Genomic DNA, 16,392 nt, shown 5'->3' on the forward strand with positions numbered 1-16,392 from the left:
TTTCAGAAATGGAATATAATGGTGAAACTTTAAAAAATGAAGAAGTAGAAGAGGTAATTGAAGATGTTATCGAAGAAAATGAAAAAAAAGAAGATAACATTGAAAATAATGATAAGGAAAATCTAAATGATGAAGCTTCTGAAGAATCTTTAAATGAAGAAGAGGATGAACTTAGCATGATGAAAAAGTATAAAGAAGAAAATGAAAAATTAAAGCAGGAAATGGAATCTTTAAATGATAGAGTATTAAGAATTACTGCTGAATATGACAACTACAGAAAAAGAACAACTAAAGAAAAACAAGGAATATACTCAGATGCATGTGTAGATGTATTAAAAGAATTAGTTCCTGTTTTAGATAATCTTGAAAGAGCAGTTGCTGCAGAAGGAAGTCTTGAAGACCTAAAAAAAGGTGTAGAGATGACAATAAAATCTTGCCAAGGTTCTTTTGAAAAACTAGGAGTTGAAGAAATAGATGCATCAGCAGATTTTGATCCAAATCTTCATCAAGCAGTAATGCATATAGAAGATGAGAATATGGGAAAAAATCAAATTGCAGAAGTTTTCTTAAAAGGATATAAAAAAGAAGATAAAGTAATTAGATATACAGTTGTTAAAGTAGCTAACTAATTAACTAGCCTATGAAAAGAGGCTAATATTTAAATAAAATATACAAATAAATTAAACCAAATTTAGGAGGAATATATTATGGGAAAAATAATAGGAATTGACTTAGGTACAACTAATTCATGTGTTGCAGTTATGGAAGGTGGAGAACCTGTTGTTATAACAAATTCAGAAGGAGCAAGAACTACTCCATCAGTAGTATCTTTCCAAGCTGGCGGAGAAAGACTAGTAGGTCAAGTAGCTAAAAGACAAGCGATAACAAATCCAGACAAAACTATTATCTCAATAAAGAGACATATGGGAACTTCTTATAAAGTTGATATAGATGGTAAGAACTATTCACCACAAGAAATTTCAGCTATGGTACTTCAAAAAATAAAAGCTGATGCTGAAAGCTATTTAGGTGAAAGTGTAACTCAAGCGGTTATTACAGTACCAGCTTACTTTAATGATAGTGAAAGACAAGCAACAAAAGATGCAGGTAAAATTGCTGGTTTAGAAGTATTAAGAATAATCAATGAACCAACAGCAGCAGCTTTAGCTTATGGATTAGATAAAATGGATTCAAATCATAAAATATTAGTTTATGATTTAGGTGGTGGTACTTTTGATGTATCTATCTTAGAATTAGGAGATGGAGTATTTGAAGTATTATCTACTAATGGTGATACAAAACTTGGTGGAGATGACTTCGACCAAAAAGTTATGGATTATATAGCAGAAACATTTAAGGCAGAAAATGGAATTGATTTAAGACAAGATAAAATGGCTCTTCAAAGATTAAAAGAAGCAGCAGAAAAAGCAAAGATTGAATTATCTTCATCAATGCAAACAAACATCAATTTACCATTTATAACAGCTGATGCAACAGGTCCAAAACATATAGACCTAAACTTAACAAGAGCTAAATTCAATGAAATTACTAATGACTTAGTTCAAAGAAGTATTGAACCTATGAAAAAAGCATTAAGTGATGCTGCAATTTCTATAGATGAAATTGAAAAAATAATCTTAGTTGGTGGATCAACAAGAATACCTGCTGTTGTAGAAGCAGTTAAAAACTTTACAGGAAAAGATCCATCAAAGGGAGTTAATCCGGATGAATGTGTAGCAGTAGGAGCTGCAGTTCAAGCAGGAGTATTAACAGGAGAAGTTAAAGATGTATTATTATTAGATGTTACACCATTAACTTTAGGAATAGAAACAGCTGGTGGAATAGCAACTCCATTAATTGAAAGAAATACAACTATTCCAACTAAAAAGAGTCAAATATTCTCAACTGCAGCAGATAGTCAAACATCAGTTGAAATAAATGTAGTTCAAGGTGAAAGACAAATGGCTATGGATAATAAATCATTAGGAAGATTTACTTTATCAGGAATAGCTCCAGCACCAAGAGGAATTCCTCAAATTGAAGTTACTTTTGATATTGATGCTAATGGTATTGTTAAAGTATCAGCATTAGATAAAGGAACAGGAAAAGAAGCTAATATAACTATTACTGCATCTACTAACTTAAATGATGAAGAAATAGATAAAGCTGTAAAAGAAGCAGAAAAATTTGCAGAAGAAGATAAGAAGAGAAAAGAAAAGGTAGAAACTTTAAATAATGCAGATCAATTAATCTATCAAACAGAAAAAGCCTTAACTGAACTTGGAGATAAAGTATCAGCAGAAGACAAAGCTAAAGTTACTGAAAAATTAGAAGCTCTTAAAGCTATAAAAGATGGAGAAGATTTAGAAGCTATAAAGAAAGCTACAGAAGAATTAACTCAAGAATTCTATGCTGTATCTTCTAAAGTTTATGCAGCAGCAGGTGGAGATCCATCTCAAGCTGGTGGATTTGATCCAAATGCAGCAGGTGGAGCAGAGCAAGCACCACATGATGACAATGTTGTAGATGCTGATTTTAAAGTAGATGATGATAAATAATTTTACTATATTCTAGTTATCTAATATAATAATTCAGAGGGAAGGCAATGCTCGTCTTCCCTCTTTAAGGTAGAAAACAAAACTAGGTGGTGAACATTAATAAATGGCAAACAAAGATTATTATGAAGTTCTTGGACTTCAAAAAGGTGCAAGTGATGATGAAATAAAAAAAGCTTTTAGAAAATTAGCTATTAAGTATCATCCCGATAAGAATAAGGGAAATGCAGAAGCAGAAGAAAAATTTAAAGAGATAAATGAAGCGTACCAAGTGCTTTCTGATCCTGAAAAAAAATCTAATTATGATCAGTTTGGAACAGCTGATTTTAATGGCGGTGGATTTGGATCAGGCGGCTTTGGTGGCTTTGATATGGGCGGCTTTGGAGATATTTTTGATATGTTTACTGGCGGTTCAAGTACACGTAGAAGAAATGGACCAGTTAGAGGAAATGACATTGAATATACATTAACATTAACTTTTGAAGAAGCTGTTTTTGGAGTTGAAAAGGAAATTACAGTTAATAGAAGCGAAAGTTGTGAACACTGTAATGGTTCAGGTGCTGAACCTGGAACTTCTAAGAAGACTTGTCCAACTTGTGGCGGCTCAGGTCAAGTAAGAGTACAAAGACAAACTCCACTTGGAAGTTTTGTATCAACATCAACTTGTGATAGATGTAGTGGTACAGGAAATATAATTGAAAAACCTTGTACACATTGTAGAGGAAATGGAAATGTTAGAAAGACAAGAAAGATAAACGTAAATATTCCTGCGGGAGTTGATACTGGAAATGTTATGCCTCTTAGAGGACAAGGTGAACATGGCTTAAGAGGGGGAAGTCCTGGAGATTTATACATTAGAATAAATGTAGCTCAATCAAAGGAATTCACAAGAAAAGGAAATGATATTTATATAGATACTCATATATCAATGGCTAAAGCAGCTCTTGGTACAGAGATTACAGTTAAAACAGTAGAAGGAAATGTGAAATATACTATTCCTGAAGGAACACAATCAGGAACACTATTTAGATTAAAAGGAAAAGGTGTTGCTAGAGTTAATTCTACTGGAAAAGGTGATCAATATGTAAGAGTTATTGTTGATATACCAAAAGGATTAAATCAAAAGCAAAAAGAAGCGTTATATACGTTTATGGAAGCTTGCGGTGAAGAAATGAATGAAAATACTCATAATTCTAAGAAAACATTTTTCGGAAGAAAAAAATAATTTTTAAATAAAAAATCGTTTCAAATTTTAATATAATTTGAAACGATTTTTTTGCATAATAAAGTGAAATATATATAAAGATAATACTGTAATATAAGCATCATTTTAATTTTAGGGATATTTTAAAGATGGGTTATATTGTAATATAAAGCTAGTGAGTAGAGGAATTTATAAATGTTTGTTTATTGTTAATCTTAAAGCAAAGGTAGGTAGGTTTTAATGGATAGGTTGAAAAAAATTTTGTTAGATGAAATAGAAGATTTCAGAAAAATAGGTCATGATTTTTGTGAAGGTAAAATGTCGGCAATGGATTTTAAGAAAATATCTGGTGGCATGGGAACATATGCTCATCGTGGTGGTGAAAAATTTATGATGCGTCTTAGAATACCATCAGGAATAACACATGTAGATGAATTAAAATTTATATATGATATGGCTAAAAAGTATAATTTAGAAAAGATACATTTAACTACAAGGCAAGCTGTTCAATTTCATGATATATCTATAGATGATGCATGTGAAATAATGAAAGAAGGATTAGAACATAATATATATACTAGAGGAGCAGGTGGAAATTATCCAAGAAATGTTGCAATGTCTCCACTAGCAGGTGTAGATAGGTATGAAGCTTTTGATGTTACACCTTATGCATTAGCAGTAAATAATCATTTTTTAAGAAAAATAAATACATATAATCTTCCTAGAAAAATTAAAGTTTCATTTTCAAGCAGTAATATGGATTGTGGACATTCTACTGTTACAGATTTAGGGTTTTTAGCAGTTGTAGAAAATGGTAAAAAGTATTTTAAGGTATACATAGGCGGAGGGTTAGGAAAAAATCCAAAGTTAGGAATTGTGTGTGATGAACTTATAGATCCTAGTGACGTCTTATATCATGTTGAAGCTATGACAAATCTATTTATGGAAGAAGGTGACTATGAGAATAAAAACAAAGCACGTATAAGATATATATTAGATAAAATGGGACCAGAAGAATTTTTAAATTGCTATAAAAAACACTTGAAAGAATTAAGGGACAAAGAAGATTTGACTTTGCATTTACATGTATCAGAGTGCAACAAAGAAGGTATAGAAATTGATTTAGAACATAATAGATTGTATGAGCAAAAGCAAAAGGGATTGTATAGTGTATACTTTCATCCAATAGGAGGTCAATTATATCTTAAAGATTTAAAATTAATTATTGACGAAATTGAAAATACTAAAGATGTAGAAATAAGACTTACTATGACAGAAGGCATGTATATTAGAAATTTAAATGGAGAAGAAGCTAAAAGGCTTTTAGAAGCTACAAAAGATTTAGGTGGAGAAACTACATTAGAACAAAGTATATCTTGTATAGGAGTACCTACATGTCAAATAGGCATATTAAATAGCCAGGGTATATTAGATAATATACTAAAATATTTTAAAGAGAAAAATTATAGAAAAGATGTATTACCTAGAGTTCATATATCCGGCTGTGGAAATTCATGTGGTATTCATGAAGTTGCTTTGATTGGATTTACAGGAAAGAAGAAGAGAGTAAATGATGAAACTAAAGACGTATTTGAACTTCATATAAATGGATCTTTTGAAGAAGGCAATGCAAGACTTGGTAAAATATATGGAGACATTTTAACAGAAGATATTCCAGAATTTCTTTATGAATTAGCATTATTATTGGAAAAAGATAATGTTAATTTTCATGATTATCTAAAGGATCATGAAGAAGAATTTGAAGCATTAGTAAATAAATTTAAAAAATAAGTATAGATTAGCTATTTATTTCTTGATTTTTTTGGGAAATAAATAGCTTTTTATATTTTATAAAACCAATTAAATAGAAGTGTTTCAAATTTTATATAATTGCAATATATTTCGATATATGTATAATTATTATGAATGATAAAGTGAATTTTAATGCTAAAATAAGCAAAAGAATTCTTTTTTTATTAAGGAAATACATAGGTCTTATTGGTTTGATATTAAACTTATAAGGCATTAGATAAAAGATGGAGTGAATTAACAATGAGAATGAGAAAAAAGCCATGGGCAAGACCAGAACTTGAAAGTTGTAATTTTTTTATTGTAAATCCTAAAGAAAACAAAGGTAAGTGGAAGGAATCATTTAACAATGAAAATCCTATTTACTTAGAACTTGGATGCGGTAAAGGTGTGTTTGTAGCTGTACATGGTTCTGATAATGAAAATATTAATTATATTGCAATTGATATAAAAGACGAAGTGCTAGGTCTAGCTAAAAGAAATATAGAAAAAGCATATAACGAGAAAAATAAAGAATTAAATAATATTAAATTGATGGCTCAAGAGATTGGTCTTATTAATGAAATGTTAGATGAAAATGACAACATAAGTAGAATTTATATTAATTTTTGCAATCCTTGGCCTAAAAAGAAACATAAGAAGAGAAGACTAACTCATACAAGACAGTTAACTCAATATAGAAACTTTTTAAAAGAAAATGGAGAGATTTGGTTTAAGACAGATGATGATGAATTATTTGAAGAATCTCTTGAATATTTTAAAGAAGGTAAGTTTAGAATTGAATATATAACTTATGATTTACATACTAGTGGTTTTGAAGGAAATGTTGAAACTGAACATGAAAGAATGTTTACGGAACAAGGAATAAAAACTAAATTTTTAATAGCAATAAAAGAAGACTAAAAAATTAAAATAAGTGTAGGAGTGATTTAATATGAACGGAGTATGGATAGAAGTTAGAGTAATAACAAGTTGCGAAGCAATAGAACCTGTATCAGGAATATTTTATGGATTAAACAGCCAAGGGGTTGCCGTAGAAGACCCAAACGATTTATTAACAAGAGATCAAGGACCATTAACTTGGGATTTTGCAGACATAAACGTATTAGAGCATAAAGGTGAATTTGCAGTAGTTAAAGCTTATTTCTCTGGAGACGATAATTTAGAAGAAATAGTTTCAATTACAAAGGAAAAAATTAAAGAAATTCAAGACATGGGAATAGATATAGGAAAAGGTATAGTTGAATGTGACAAGATAAAAGAAGAAGATTGGGCAAACAACTGGAAGAAGTACTATAAACCATCAAATATTACAGACAGAATAGTTGTAAAACCTATGTGGGAAGAATATGCACCTAAAGATGAAGAGTTAGTCATTGAATTAGATCCAGGAATGGCATTTGGTACAGGAACACATGAAACTACAAGAATGTGTGTTAAAGCATTAGAAAAGTATGTGAAAAAAGATTCAACTGTTTTTGATGTTGGTTGTGGTTCTGGTATTTTAGCCATAGCTGCAGCAAAGCTTGGAGCAAAATTAGCTTTAGGAGTTGATTTAGATCCAGTAGCAGTTGAATCTGCTAAAGAAAATGTAGGATTAAATGATTTAGATAATATTGAAATATTAGAAGGAAATCTTCTTGATGTAATTGATGGTAAAGCTGATATAGTAGTTGCAAATATAATAGCAGAAATTATTTGTATATTAACAGATGATGTTAGTAAAGCTCTAAATAAAGGTGGATTATTTATTACTTCAGGAATAATACATGAAAGAGTAGACATGGTTACTTCAAAGCTTGATGAGTGTGGATTTGAGGTTATGGAAGTAAACAAAGATGGAGAATGGAATTGTATAGTTGCTAAATTAAAATAATGTTTTTTAACATTAATTAAAATAGAGCAAAGTAATGAAGCTAAAAATAATTTTGAATTTATTTAATGAAGGAGATTTTTATGCATAAGTTTTTTACTTCAGCATGCAATATCACAGAAAAAGAGGGAAAAATACTTGGTGATGATGTAAAACATATATATAAGGTTTTACGTTTAAATCAGGGTGAAAAAGTAGTTTTAAATAACTGTGAAGGTAAAGAATACTTAGGAGAAATTGAATCTGTTGGAAAACAAGAAGTAATAGTAAATATATTAGAAGAATTAAGTACTAATAATGAAAGTAGAGTAAATATAACTTTATTTCAAGGATTACCTAAAGGACAAAAGATGGATTTGATAGTTCAAAAAGGAACGGAACTTGGTATAAAAGAATTTGTGCCGATAATAACAGATAGAGTAGATGTTAAATTAAAGGGCGAATTTAAAAAGCTTGAAAGACTAAATAGAATTGCGTTAGAGGCAGCTAAGCAATCAAAAAGAAGTATTATACCAAATGTAAGAGAAGTTGTTGAGTTTGACGAAGCTTTAAATGAACTACAAAGATTAGATCTAATTTTAGTCCCTTATGAAAACGCAGAAAATTTTGGTTTCAAAAGTCTTGTAAAAGAACTAAGTGATAAAAATGTAGATTTAAATTCTATAAAAAATATAGGAGTTGTAATAGGACCAGAAGGTGGATTTGAAGAAAGTGAAATTGAAACTTTAAAACACAAAGGTGCCTATATAATAACTCTAGGCAATAGAATTTTACGTACAGAAACAGCAGGATTTGTAGCTACTTCTTTAATACAATATGAATTAGCAGATTTAGGAGGAAATGTTTAATGAAAGTTGCATTTGCCACATTAGGATGTAGAGTTAATCAATATGAAACTGAAGCGATGACAGAAAAGTTTATAAGAGAAGGTTATAGTGTTACTGACTTTGATGATTTTGCTGATGTTTATGTTATAAATACATGTACAGTTACAAACATGGGGGATAAAAAATCAAGACAAATAATAAGCAAGGCTAGAAGAACTAATAGTGATGCTATAATTGCAGTGGTTGGATGTTATTCTCAAATAGCTCCAGAAGAAGTTTCTAAAATTGAAGGTGTAGATGTTGTTTTAGGAACAAGAAATAAAGGTGATATAGTATATTTTGTTAATAAAGCTAGAGATGAAAAAGCAATACAAGTAAGTGTCAATGAAGTTCTTAGAAATAAAGAATTCGAAGAACTTAATATAGAAGAATATCAAGATAAAACTAGAGCATTTTTAAAAATACAAGATGGATGTAATAGATTTTGTACATTTTGTTTGATTCCATATGCAAGAGGTGCTACTTGTTCTAAAAATCCACAAAAAGTTATTGAAGAAGTAAAGAAATTAGCAGAGCATGGATTTAAGGAAGTTATCTTATCTGGTATACATACAGCTTCTTATGGAGTGGATCTAGGCTCAGACATTACGCTAATAAGCTTACTGGAAGACATAGAAAAGATAGACGGAATAGATAGAGTTAGAATTGGTTCTATAGAACCAGCATTTTTTACTGATGAAGTAATAAATAAAATAAAAAACATGAAAAAATTATGTCCTCATTTTCATTTATCACTTCAAAGTGGTTCTAATGATACTTTAAAGAGAATGAATAGAAGATATACTGCAGAAGAATATGCTAAAACAGTTCAAACACTAAGAGAGAATATTGAAGATGTATCAATTACAACTGATTTAATAGTAGGTTTCCCTGGTGAAACTGAAGAAGAGTTTAATGAGACATATGAATATTTAAAGAATTTAAAATTAACTAAAGTTCATTTATTTAAATATAGTCCTAGAAAGGGAACTAAAGCAGCAGAAATGCCAAATCAAATAGATGGAACTATTAAAGATAAAAGAAGTAAAATATTATCAGAGTTAAATAAAGAAAATGAAATAGAATTTATTAAGAAACTAGTTGGCAGAGATATGGGTGTTTTAATAGAAAGAGAATGTCCGCATAAAGCAGGAATGTTTGAAGGATATACAAAAAACTATGTAAAAGCTGAGATTTCTGATGCAAATGAAAAGATGATAGGCAAAATTATGAATTGCAATATAGAAGATTACGAAGATAATTATATTATTGGGAAAATAAAGTAAAGATTTGATATAATAAATGTGTAAAAATAAGAAAATATAATTATATACAAAATTATAATTTCTAATAGGCTATGTTTTAAATATATATTTATATATGCAATAGATGAAGTGACATTGTGATTGGAATTTTAGAATTATGATAAGAGTTTTGATTATGCATATATCAATATTGTATTAGAACGGAACATTTTGATAATATTTTTTAGGAGGTGAATTTATGGTAGATTGTATATTTTGTAAAATTATAAAAGGTGATATTCCAAGCAAAAAGTTATACGAAGATGAGCTTGTATATGCATTTTATGATATAAATCCAGAAGCACCAGTTCATTTTTTAATTATTCCTAAAGAACATATAAAAAGTGCAAATGAATTAAATGAAAAAAATATTAATGTAGTTTCACACATCTTTAAAGTAATTAATAAACTAGTAGTAGAGCTTGGTATTGCTGAAAGTGGATATAGAATAGTGAACAATTGTGGAGAAGATGGTGGCCAAACGGTAAATCATATGCATTTTCACATTTTAGCTGGTAGAAACTTGCAATGGCCACCAGGTTAAAATTTACAATATAATTAGTCAGACATTTTATTCTAAGTTGTTGACATTAATCATTGTAATATTGTATAATATACCGTGTGTTATAAAGCCCATAGCTGAGTTAATTAATTTAAGCTAGCGGAGGGAGGGATAGTAAATGTCAGAAATTAAAGTTGGAGAAAACGAGACACTTGAAAGTGCTTTAAGAAGATTTAAAAAGAAGTGTGCTAGAGCTGGGGTTCTTTCAGAAGTAAGAAAGAGAGAACATTATGAAAAGCCAAGCGTTAAGAAAAAGAAAAAATCAGAAGCTGCTAGAAAGAGAAAGTTTAAATAAAATGGTTTCTTTTGAAAGAAGGTATAACAATGCCAACAATTAAGGAAAAACTTCAAGAAGACTGGAAAGCCGCTTTAAAGGCTAAAGATAAATTTAAAGCTAATACAATTAGTACAGCGAGATCTGCTATATTATTAGTTGAGAAAACTGATAATGTTAAGCTTGAGGATGATGAAGTTATCAATATTTTAGCAAAAGAAGTTAAGCAAAGAAGAGAATCTATGCTTGAATTCGAAAAAGGAAATAGACAAGATTTAGTGGATCAGTGTAATGCTGAGCTAGAAATTTTGTTGGAATACCTTCCTCAGCAGTTAAGCGAAGAAGAAATAAAACAAATAGTAAAAGATTCAGCTGAAGAAATGGGTGCAAGTAGCATTAAAGATATGGGTAAAGTTATGTCGGCTATAAGACCTAAAATTGTAGGCAGAGCTGATGGTAAACTTGTAAGTCAGATTGTTAAGGAATATTTAAATAAATAATAAAAGAACTCTTTTTTTGAGTTCTTTTATTATTTATAAGCTATACAAAAAATCCTTATGTTTAATATATTGTTAAACATAAGGATTTTTTTGTTGTCCAAGTAATTATGAAAAAATCTCAAAGAAGCTACATCATCTGAAATTAAGAGTTGTATTACACTATAATTTAAATAATATTTTAATATATAGTATTTTTAGTAAGCACTAACTTGAACTTTAACTTTCAAAAACTGTTTTATATACAAAATACAATGTATGGTAAATTTTAATGAATTAATTTAATTATTTAATCATAGATTACAATAGCAGAGTATTTGGGTATAGAGGAGGAGAATATGGAAGATAAGTTTCAAAGAGGACGAGAAAAAGTATTTGATAAATTAGAGTTTCCCACAGATGTTGTTTTAGATTTGCCAAAGATCATTGTTGTAGGAAATAAGGAAATAACAATTGAAAATCATAAGGGTATTATGACTTTTGACAATAACATGATAAAAATAAACTCTAGAATTGGTGCAGTTATAGTAGAGGGTGAAAAATTTGAAATACTTTTTATAGGAGATAATACCATTACTATAAGTGGAATTTTTAGAGGAATATCTTATGAGGGATAAATATGATATTAGATAAGTTTAAAGTAGGAAAAATAACAATAGAAGTTAACAGTCTAATACCTGAAAAGACATTGAACATACTTTGGCAAAAAGGAATAAATGTATCAAAAATAGTTAAACTTAATATAACTACAGTAAGGTTTCAGATACCTTTTGATTCATATAAAGAAGTGGAAGAGGTAGTTAAAAGGACTAAAGGAAAAGTCAGAATTGTTGGGAAAAGTGGTATAATAGTTTTACTATTATCAATAAAAAGAAAATTATCATTGTGTATTGGAGCAGGAGTATTTTTATTGGTTTTATACTTATTATCTAATTATATCTGGGCCATAGATATACAAACTAGAAATAATTTATCACCATTTGAGATTAGAAAGGAACTTACATCTATAGGTATAAAACCAGGATTAAAAAAATCTGATATAAATGTATATAATATAGAAAAAAAGATGGAAGATTTAGATTCAGAAGTTATGTGGGTAAGAGCTAGAATAGAAGGATCCACATTAAGAGTAATTGTAGCAGAAAAAGTTAATCCACCAGTTACAGAAAAAATATTACCAGAGCAAGTGCTAGCTAAGATGGATGGAGAAATTAAAAGGGTATTTACTTTTTCAGGGAATCCAGCAGTAAAACCTGGAGATATAGTAAAAACAGGTAATGTTTTAATTTTGCCAATACAAGGCAAAGAAGGCTTTGAAAAAGAAGTTAAGCCAAGTGGCAGTGTAATAGCTAACACTTTTTACGAAAAGTCAATGGAAGTACAAATAAGTGGGGAAAAAATCCAAAGAACTGGGGAAAAAGATAGAGATATTTATGTAAACTTTTGGGATAAGAAAATTTATCTAAAAAAAGCTATAAATGATTTTAAATATTATGATAAAATAGAGGAAACTGGTGGTTTATTAAATCAAGTAATATATTTTAGAAAAGAAGGAAAAAGTGTTAATTTAGATAAGGATAAAGCTGTAGAAGATGCAGTAGAAAAATTAAGAAAATCATTACAAAAGGATTTAACTAATGATGCTAAAATAATAGACAATAAAGTAAATATAGAAAATATTTCTAAAGATACAATATGTATAAAGGTGATTTTTACGGTTGAACAAGATATAGCTGAAAATATATCTTAATACTTTCAATGTTAGCGATGAGAAGGTGATTAACATGAAATCAAAAAATAATAAGAAACTACAGAATTTGAAGTCAAAAAAATCAAAGTATTTGGCTTTGTTTGGTACTGTATTTATTGTGTCATATCTTTTACTTTTAACAGCAATAGCACCTAAACAGTTTAATTTGCAAGAGGGCGACATAGCTAGAGTTGATATAAAAGCACCAAGAGATACAATAGATCAAAAAGCAACAAAAGAAAAAGAAAGTGAAGCTATAGAAAAAGTTGATAAGCAGTATACAGTAAAAAATGAAGTTAAAGTTCAAGCAGAAGATAATATAAAGTCTTTATTTGATGAAGTATTAAATTTAAATGCAACAAATATGGATGAAGCAAGTAAAATAACTGAATTAAGAAAAATAACGCAATTTAAATTAACAGATAGTGAATACAAAGAATTAATAAATACACCTAAAGAAACATTAATTGACTTAGAAGGAAAAATAGTCAATATAATTGATAAGATTTATAAGAAAGATATTCAAGAAAATAATGAAAGTTCACTTGAAAATGCAAAAAAAGAAGGAATAAATGCTATTGAAGAATTTAATATAGCAACTCCATTAAAAGAAATATTAGTTAATATAACAAAATCACAAATAAATCCAAATTTATTTTATGATAGTGAAAAAACTGAAGAAATGCAAAAAGAAGCCCAAAAAAGTACTTCTAAAGTTATAATAAAGAAAAATCAAATTATAATAAAAGAAGGAGAACCTGTAACAGCAGAACAAATTGCTATAATAAACGAATTAGGACTTCTTGATAATGGAATAACAGGCAAATATGTATATGTATATTTATCTTTAGCACTATTTTTATTTGTTATATTATTTTTACAATATAGTTATATATATTTAAATTATAAGGAAATATTTTTTGATGCTAAAAGATTAATTCTTATTAGTTTAATTAATATACTTTCTCTTATTTTAGCTAGAAGCATTGGAGCTGTTTCGGCATTTTTAATTCCCTTTGCATTTGGATCTATGTTACTCACATTACTTTTAAATTATAAAATTTCAATTATAATAAGTATTTTTAATTCAGCCATAATTAGTGCACTGGTTGAATTTGATCCACAAGTGATGTTATTAGTATTTATAAATGCTATTTTAGGTGCTGTTATGCTAAAGAAAATGCAACAGAGGAATGAACTTATATATGCAACATTATATATATCAGTAGTTAGCTCAATATTAACATTAGCTACAGGAGTTATTATATCTAGTAATTTAAAGGAAATTTTCATAGTAAGTTTATTCTCTATAATTGGAGGAGTGTTATCAGGAATCTTTGCATTAGGAGTACTACCATTTTTAGAAGGTACCTTTAATGAAGTTACTACGATTAAGTTATTAGAATTATCAAATCCTAATAATCCACTATTAAAAAAGTTACTTATGGAGGCACCAGGGACATATCATCATAGTATGTTAGTTGCAAACCTTGCAGAGATGGCAGCAGAAGAAGTTGGAGCAAATCCAGTAGTCGCTAGAATTGGAGCTTATTATCATGATGTAGGTAAGACTGAAAGACCTTATTTCTTTGGGGAAAATCAAATTGGTAGAGAAAATCCACATGATAAGATAAGCGCTAAACTTAGTACACACATTATAATATCACATGTTAAAGATGGATTAAGATTAGCTAAAGAACATAAGTTGCCTGCTATAATTCAAGATATTATAGCAGAACACCATGGAACTACCTTGGTAAAATATTTTTATTATACTATGAAAAATAATGCTGAAAATCCAGATGATATAAAAGAAAAAGATTATAGGTATTCAGGACCTATTCCAAGTAGCAAAGAAGCTGGTATAGTAATGCTTGCAGATGGAATAGAAGCAGCGGTTAGATCGATAAAAGAGCCTAACAAAGAAAAAATAGAGGAAATGGTTAATAACATAATAAAGGATAAGTTAAATTCCAATCAATTAATCAATTGTGATTTAACACTTAAGGATATTGAAAAGATAAGATTATGCTTTTTAAATGCATTAAATGGTATATATCATCAAAGAATTGAATATCCAAAAGAAAAATTGTAGGGAGAGTGTAAGATGATTTACGTTGATAATAGACAAGAAAAAATGGAAGTAAGTGATGAGTTTACAAATCATCTAGAAAAGGTAATAGAATTTGCGTTAAAAGAAGAAGGTGTTAATATTTCAAGTGAAATCTCTTTATTATTCGTTGATAATGAAGAGATTAGAGAAATTAATAATGAAACAAGAAATATAGACAGAGCTACAGATGTTTTATCTTTTCCTATGCTGGATTATCCAGAAAAGAAAGTATTTAAAGAAGTTTATACAGAAAATGATTTTTCTAAAGCAGATTTTGATGGAGATGATTTAGTACTTGGAGACATTGTATTGTCTTTAGAGAGAGCTTTAGAACAAAGTAAAGAGTATAATCATTCTTATGAAAGAGAAGCATCTTATCTAGTAGTACATTCAGTGTTACATCTTCTAGGATACGATCATATGGAGGAAGATGATAAGGTGAAAATGAGAAAAAGAGAGGAAGAAATATTAACTGCACTTGATATAAGAAGATAGTAGAAAAGCAGGTGAAAAATAACGATGAAATTTAAAAAAGTTTTAGATAGTTTTAATAATGCTATAAATGGAATCATAGAAACTGTAAGAACAGAGCGTAATATGAAAATACATTTAATAGTAGCGTTGTTAATATTGATAGCATGTTTTTTCTTTGATGTAACAAAATATGAATTTCTTATATTAGCCATAACAATTACTATGGTTATAAGTGCAGAAATAATTAATACAGCTATAGAAGCTGTAATAGATCTAAAAGCAAATTATTATCATCCATTAGCTAAAATAGCTAAAAATGCAGCTGCCGGAGCTGTTTTAGTTACTGCAATAAATGCTGTATTAGTAGGATATATAATATTTTGGGATAAATTATCGTATTTTTCATATAACTTAATTAATAAAGTTAAAAAATCAGAACCATACACAATTTTTATTGTACTAGTAATAGTATGTATAGCTACAATAATAGTAAAAGCTATATTTGGAGAGGGAACACCATTAAAAGGTGGAATGCCAAGTGGACATAGTGCTTTAGCATTTTCAATTGCCACAGCAATTTCATTAATTACAGAAGAACCTATATGTGTTATGTTAAGCTATTTAATGGCTCTTATAACCGCTCAAAGTAGAGTTGACTCTGAAGTACATACGATTTTGGAAGTTATTGTAGGAGCACTCTTTGGAATTTTATTAACTATGCTTATATTTGTAGTATTTAGAATATAAACAGTAAAATTAATACTTAGAAAAGTATGAAATCTTTTAAAATTAGTGTTAGCAATTGATAAACTATGTAGTTAGTTTATTCTTTTAAAGATAAATTTCTTTCAAATAAATAATAAGTGCTCGTAAAATATCATTAGAAAATTTTACGAGCATTTGTAATTTAGGCATAATCAAAAAGTTTTAATTATTATCATAGAAATATTAATTAATAATTCTTTGTATATATTCTTATTTCATAAACGTTGTTAATTATTATTTATAATATACATAATAGAATAAATAGAGTATACTATTTGTAAACTATATTATGATTAGAGAAGATATAGTTATTTTCTAGTTAGGGAAATAAACTTTATCTAAAGAT

General features: G+C 28.6%; 16 protein-coding genes. All 16 read left to right on the forward strand.

The features are described from left to right. Positions 1-8 precede the first annotated feature (8 nt). A complete protein-coding gene (gene grpE / locus NG918_RS11100) occupies positions 9-629 on the forward strand; it encodes a nucleotide exchange factor GrpE (RefSeq protein WP_252226213.1) in 621 nt (206 codons plus the stop codon). A gap of 78 nt (positions 630-707) precedes the next feature. Continuing rightward, positions 708-2,558 (forward strand): molecular chaperone DnaK, encoded by a 1,851-nt coding sequence (gene dnaK / locus NG918_RS11105; protein WP_252212601.1) that lies wholly within the window; start codon positions 708-710, stop codon positions 2,556-2,558. Between the two features lie 103 nt (positions 2,559-2,661). Then, the gene (dnaJ, locus tag NG918_RS11110; protein WP_252212600.1) at positions 2,662-3,780 is read left to right on the forward strand and encodes a molecular chaperone DnaJ; all 1,119 of its coding nucleotides are present in this window, start codon (positions 2,662-2,664) and stop codon (positions 3,778-3,780) included. Between the two features lie 219 nt (positions 3,781-3,999). Beyond that, positions 4,000-5,550, forward strand: a complete 1,551-nt coding sequence (locus tag NG918_RS11115; protein WP_252226215.1) for a nitrite/sulfite reductase — start codon at positions 4,000-4,002, stop codon at positions 5,548-5,550. Between the two features lie 261 nt (positions 5,551-5,811). Beyond that, the gene (trmB, locus tag NG918_RS11120) at positions 5,812-6,471 is read left to right on the forward strand and encodes a tRNA (guanosine(46)-N7)-methyltransferase TrmB (RefSeq protein ID WP_252212597.1); all 660 of its coding nucleotides are present in this window, start codon (positions 5,812-5,814) and stop codon (positions 6,469-6,471) included. 31 nt (positions 6,472-6,502) lie between these two features. Then, a complete protein-coding gene (gene prmA / locus NG918_RS11125) occupies positions 6,503-7,444 on the forward strand; it encodes a 50S ribosomal protein L11 methyltransferase (protein ID WP_252212596.1) in 942 nt (313 codons plus the stop codon). Between the two features lie 80 nt (positions 7,445-7,524). Continuing rightward, complete coding sequence (locus tag NG918_RS11130) at positions 7,525-8,289, forward strand: RsmE family RNA methyltransferase (protein ID WP_252212595.1); 765 nt, start codon at positions 7,525-7,527, stop codon at positions 8,287-8,289. Continuing rightward, complete coding sequence (mtaB, locus tag NG918_RS11135; protein ID WP_252212594.1) at positions 8,289-9,593, forward strand: tRNA (N(6)-L-threonylcarbamoyladenosine(37)-C(2))-methylthiotransferase MtaB; 1,305 nt, start codon at positions 8,289-8,291, stop codon at positions 9,591-9,593. The genes NG918_RS11130 and mtaB overlap by 1 nt, the downstream gene beginning before the upstream one ends. A 217-nt stretch (positions 9,594-9,810) precedes the next feature. After that, complete coding sequence (locus NG918_RS11140; protein ID WP_252212593.1) at positions 9,811-10,155, forward strand: histidine triad nucleotide-binding protein; 345 nt, start codon at positions 9,811-9,813, stop codon at positions 10,153-10,155. Positions 10,156-10,291: 136 nt separating this feature from the next. Beyond that, positions 10,292-10,468: a 30S ribosomal protein S21 gene (gene rpsU, locus NG918_RS11145; protein ID WP_003371500.1), complete on the forward strand. Its 177-nt coding sequence runs from the start codon at positions 10,292-10,294 to the stop codon at positions 10,466-10,468. Positions 10,469-10,497: 29 nt separating this feature from the next. Then, complete coding sequence (locus NG918_RS11150) at positions 10,498-10,947, forward strand: GatB/YqeY domain-containing protein (RefSeq protein ID WP_035784011.1); 450 nt, start codon at positions 10,498-10,500, stop codon at positions 10,945-10,947. A gap of 335 nt (positions 10,948-11,282) precedes the next feature. Beyond that, entirely contained in the window at positions 11,283-11,561 is a 279-nt protein-coding gene (yqfC, locus tag NG918_RS11155) for a sporulation protein YqfC (RefSeq protein WP_252212592.1), read from the forward strand. Positions 11,562-11,563: 2 nt separating this feature from the next. Then, positions 11,564-12,694, forward strand: coding sequence for a sporulation protein YqfD (gene yqfD, locus NG918_RS11160; RefSeq protein ID WP_252226216.1), 1,131 nt, complete (start codon positions 11,564-11,566; stop codon positions 12,692-12,694). A gap of 34 nt (positions 12,695-12,728) precedes the next feature. After that, complete coding sequence (locus tag NG918_RS11165) at positions 12,729-14,789, forward strand: HD family phosphohydrolase (RefSeq protein ID WP_252212590.1); 2,061 nt, start codon at positions 12,729-12,731, stop codon at positions 14,787-14,789. A 12-nt stretch (positions 14,790-14,801) separates the two neighbouring features. Continuing rightward, positions 14,802-15,302: an rRNA maturation RNase YbeY gene (ybeY, locus tag NG918_RS11170; protein ID WP_252212588.1), complete on the forward strand. Its 501-nt coding sequence runs from the start codon at positions 14,802-14,804 to the stop codon at positions 15,300-15,302. A gap of 24 nt (positions 15,303-15,326) precedes the next feature. Further along, on the forward strand, positions 15,327-16,028 hold the full coding sequence (locus NG918_RS11175; RefSeq protein WP_252212587.1) for a diacylglycerol kinase: 702 nt from the start codon (positions 15,327-15,329) through the stop codon (positions 16,026-16,028). Positions 16,029-16,392: the final 364 nt, after the last annotated feature.

Origin of the sequence: Clostridium sp. ZBS2, from assembly GCF_023845855.1 — a bacterium.
GTDB lineage: Bacteria > Bacillota > Clostridia > Clostridiales > Clostridiaceae > Clostridium > Clostridium aquiflavi.

Bases quoted from the DNA above. Each gene is read 5' to 3' on its own strand.
- grpE (WP_252226213.1), top strand. From the start codon at position 9: ATGGAATATAATGGTGAAACTTTAAAAAATGAAGAAGTAGAAGAGGTA.
- dnaK (WP_252212601.1), top strand. From the start codon at position 708: ATGGGAAAAATAATAGGAATTGACTTAGGTACAACTAATTCATGTGTT.
- dnaJ (WP_252212600.1), top strand. From the start codon at position 2,662: ATGGCAAACAAAGATTATTATGAAGTTCTTGGACTTCAAAAAGGTGCA.
- NG918_RS11115 (WP_252226215.1), top strand. From the start codon at position 4,000: ATGGATAGGTTGAAAAAAATTTTGTTAGATGAAATAGAAGATTTCAGA.
- trmB (WP_252212597.1), top strand. From the start codon at position 5,812: ATGAGAATGAGAAAAAAGCCATGGGCAAGACCAGAACTTGAAAGTTGT.
- prmA (WP_252212596.1), top strand. From the start codon at position 6,503: ATGAACGGAGTATGGATAGAAGTTAGAGTAATAACAAGTTGCGAAGCA.
- NG918_RS11130 (WP_252212595.1), top strand. From the start codon at position 7,525: ATGCATAAGTTTTTTACTTCAGCATGCAATATCACAGAAAAAGAGGGA.
- mtaB (WP_252212594.1), top strand. From the start codon at position 8,289: ATGAAAGTTGCATTTGCCACATTAGGATGTAGAGTTAATCAATATGAA.
- NG918_RS11140 (WP_252212593.1), top strand. From the start codon at position 9,811: ATGGTAGATTGTATATTTTGTAAAATTATAAAAGGTGATATTCCAAGC.
- rpsU (WP_003371500.1), top strand. From the start codon at position 10,292: ATGTCAGAAATTAAAGTTGGAGAAAACGAGACACTTGAAAGTGCTTTA.
- NG918_RS11150 (WP_035784011.1), top strand. From the start codon at position 10,498: ATGCCAACAATTAAGGAAAAACTTCAAGAAGACTGGAAAGCCGCTTTA.
- yqfC (WP_252212592.1), top strand. From the start codon at position 11,283: ATGGAAGATAAGTTTCAAAGAGGACGAGAAAAAGTATTTGATAAATTA.
- yqfD (WP_252226216.1), top strand. From the start codon at position 11,564: ATGATATTAGATAAGTTTAAAGTAGGAAAAATAACAATAGAAGTTAAC.
- NG918_RS11165 (WP_252212590.1), top strand. From the start codon at position 12,729: ATGAAATCAAAAAATAATAAGAAACTACAGAATTTGAAGTCAAAAAAA.
- ybeY (WP_252212588.1), top strand. From the start codon at position 14,802: ATGATTTACGTTGATAATAGACAAGAAAAAATGGAAGTAAGTGATGAG.
- NG918_RS11175 (WP_252212587.1), top strand. From the start codon at position 15,327: ATGAAATTTAAAAAAGTTTTAGATAGTTTTAATAATGCTATAAATGGA.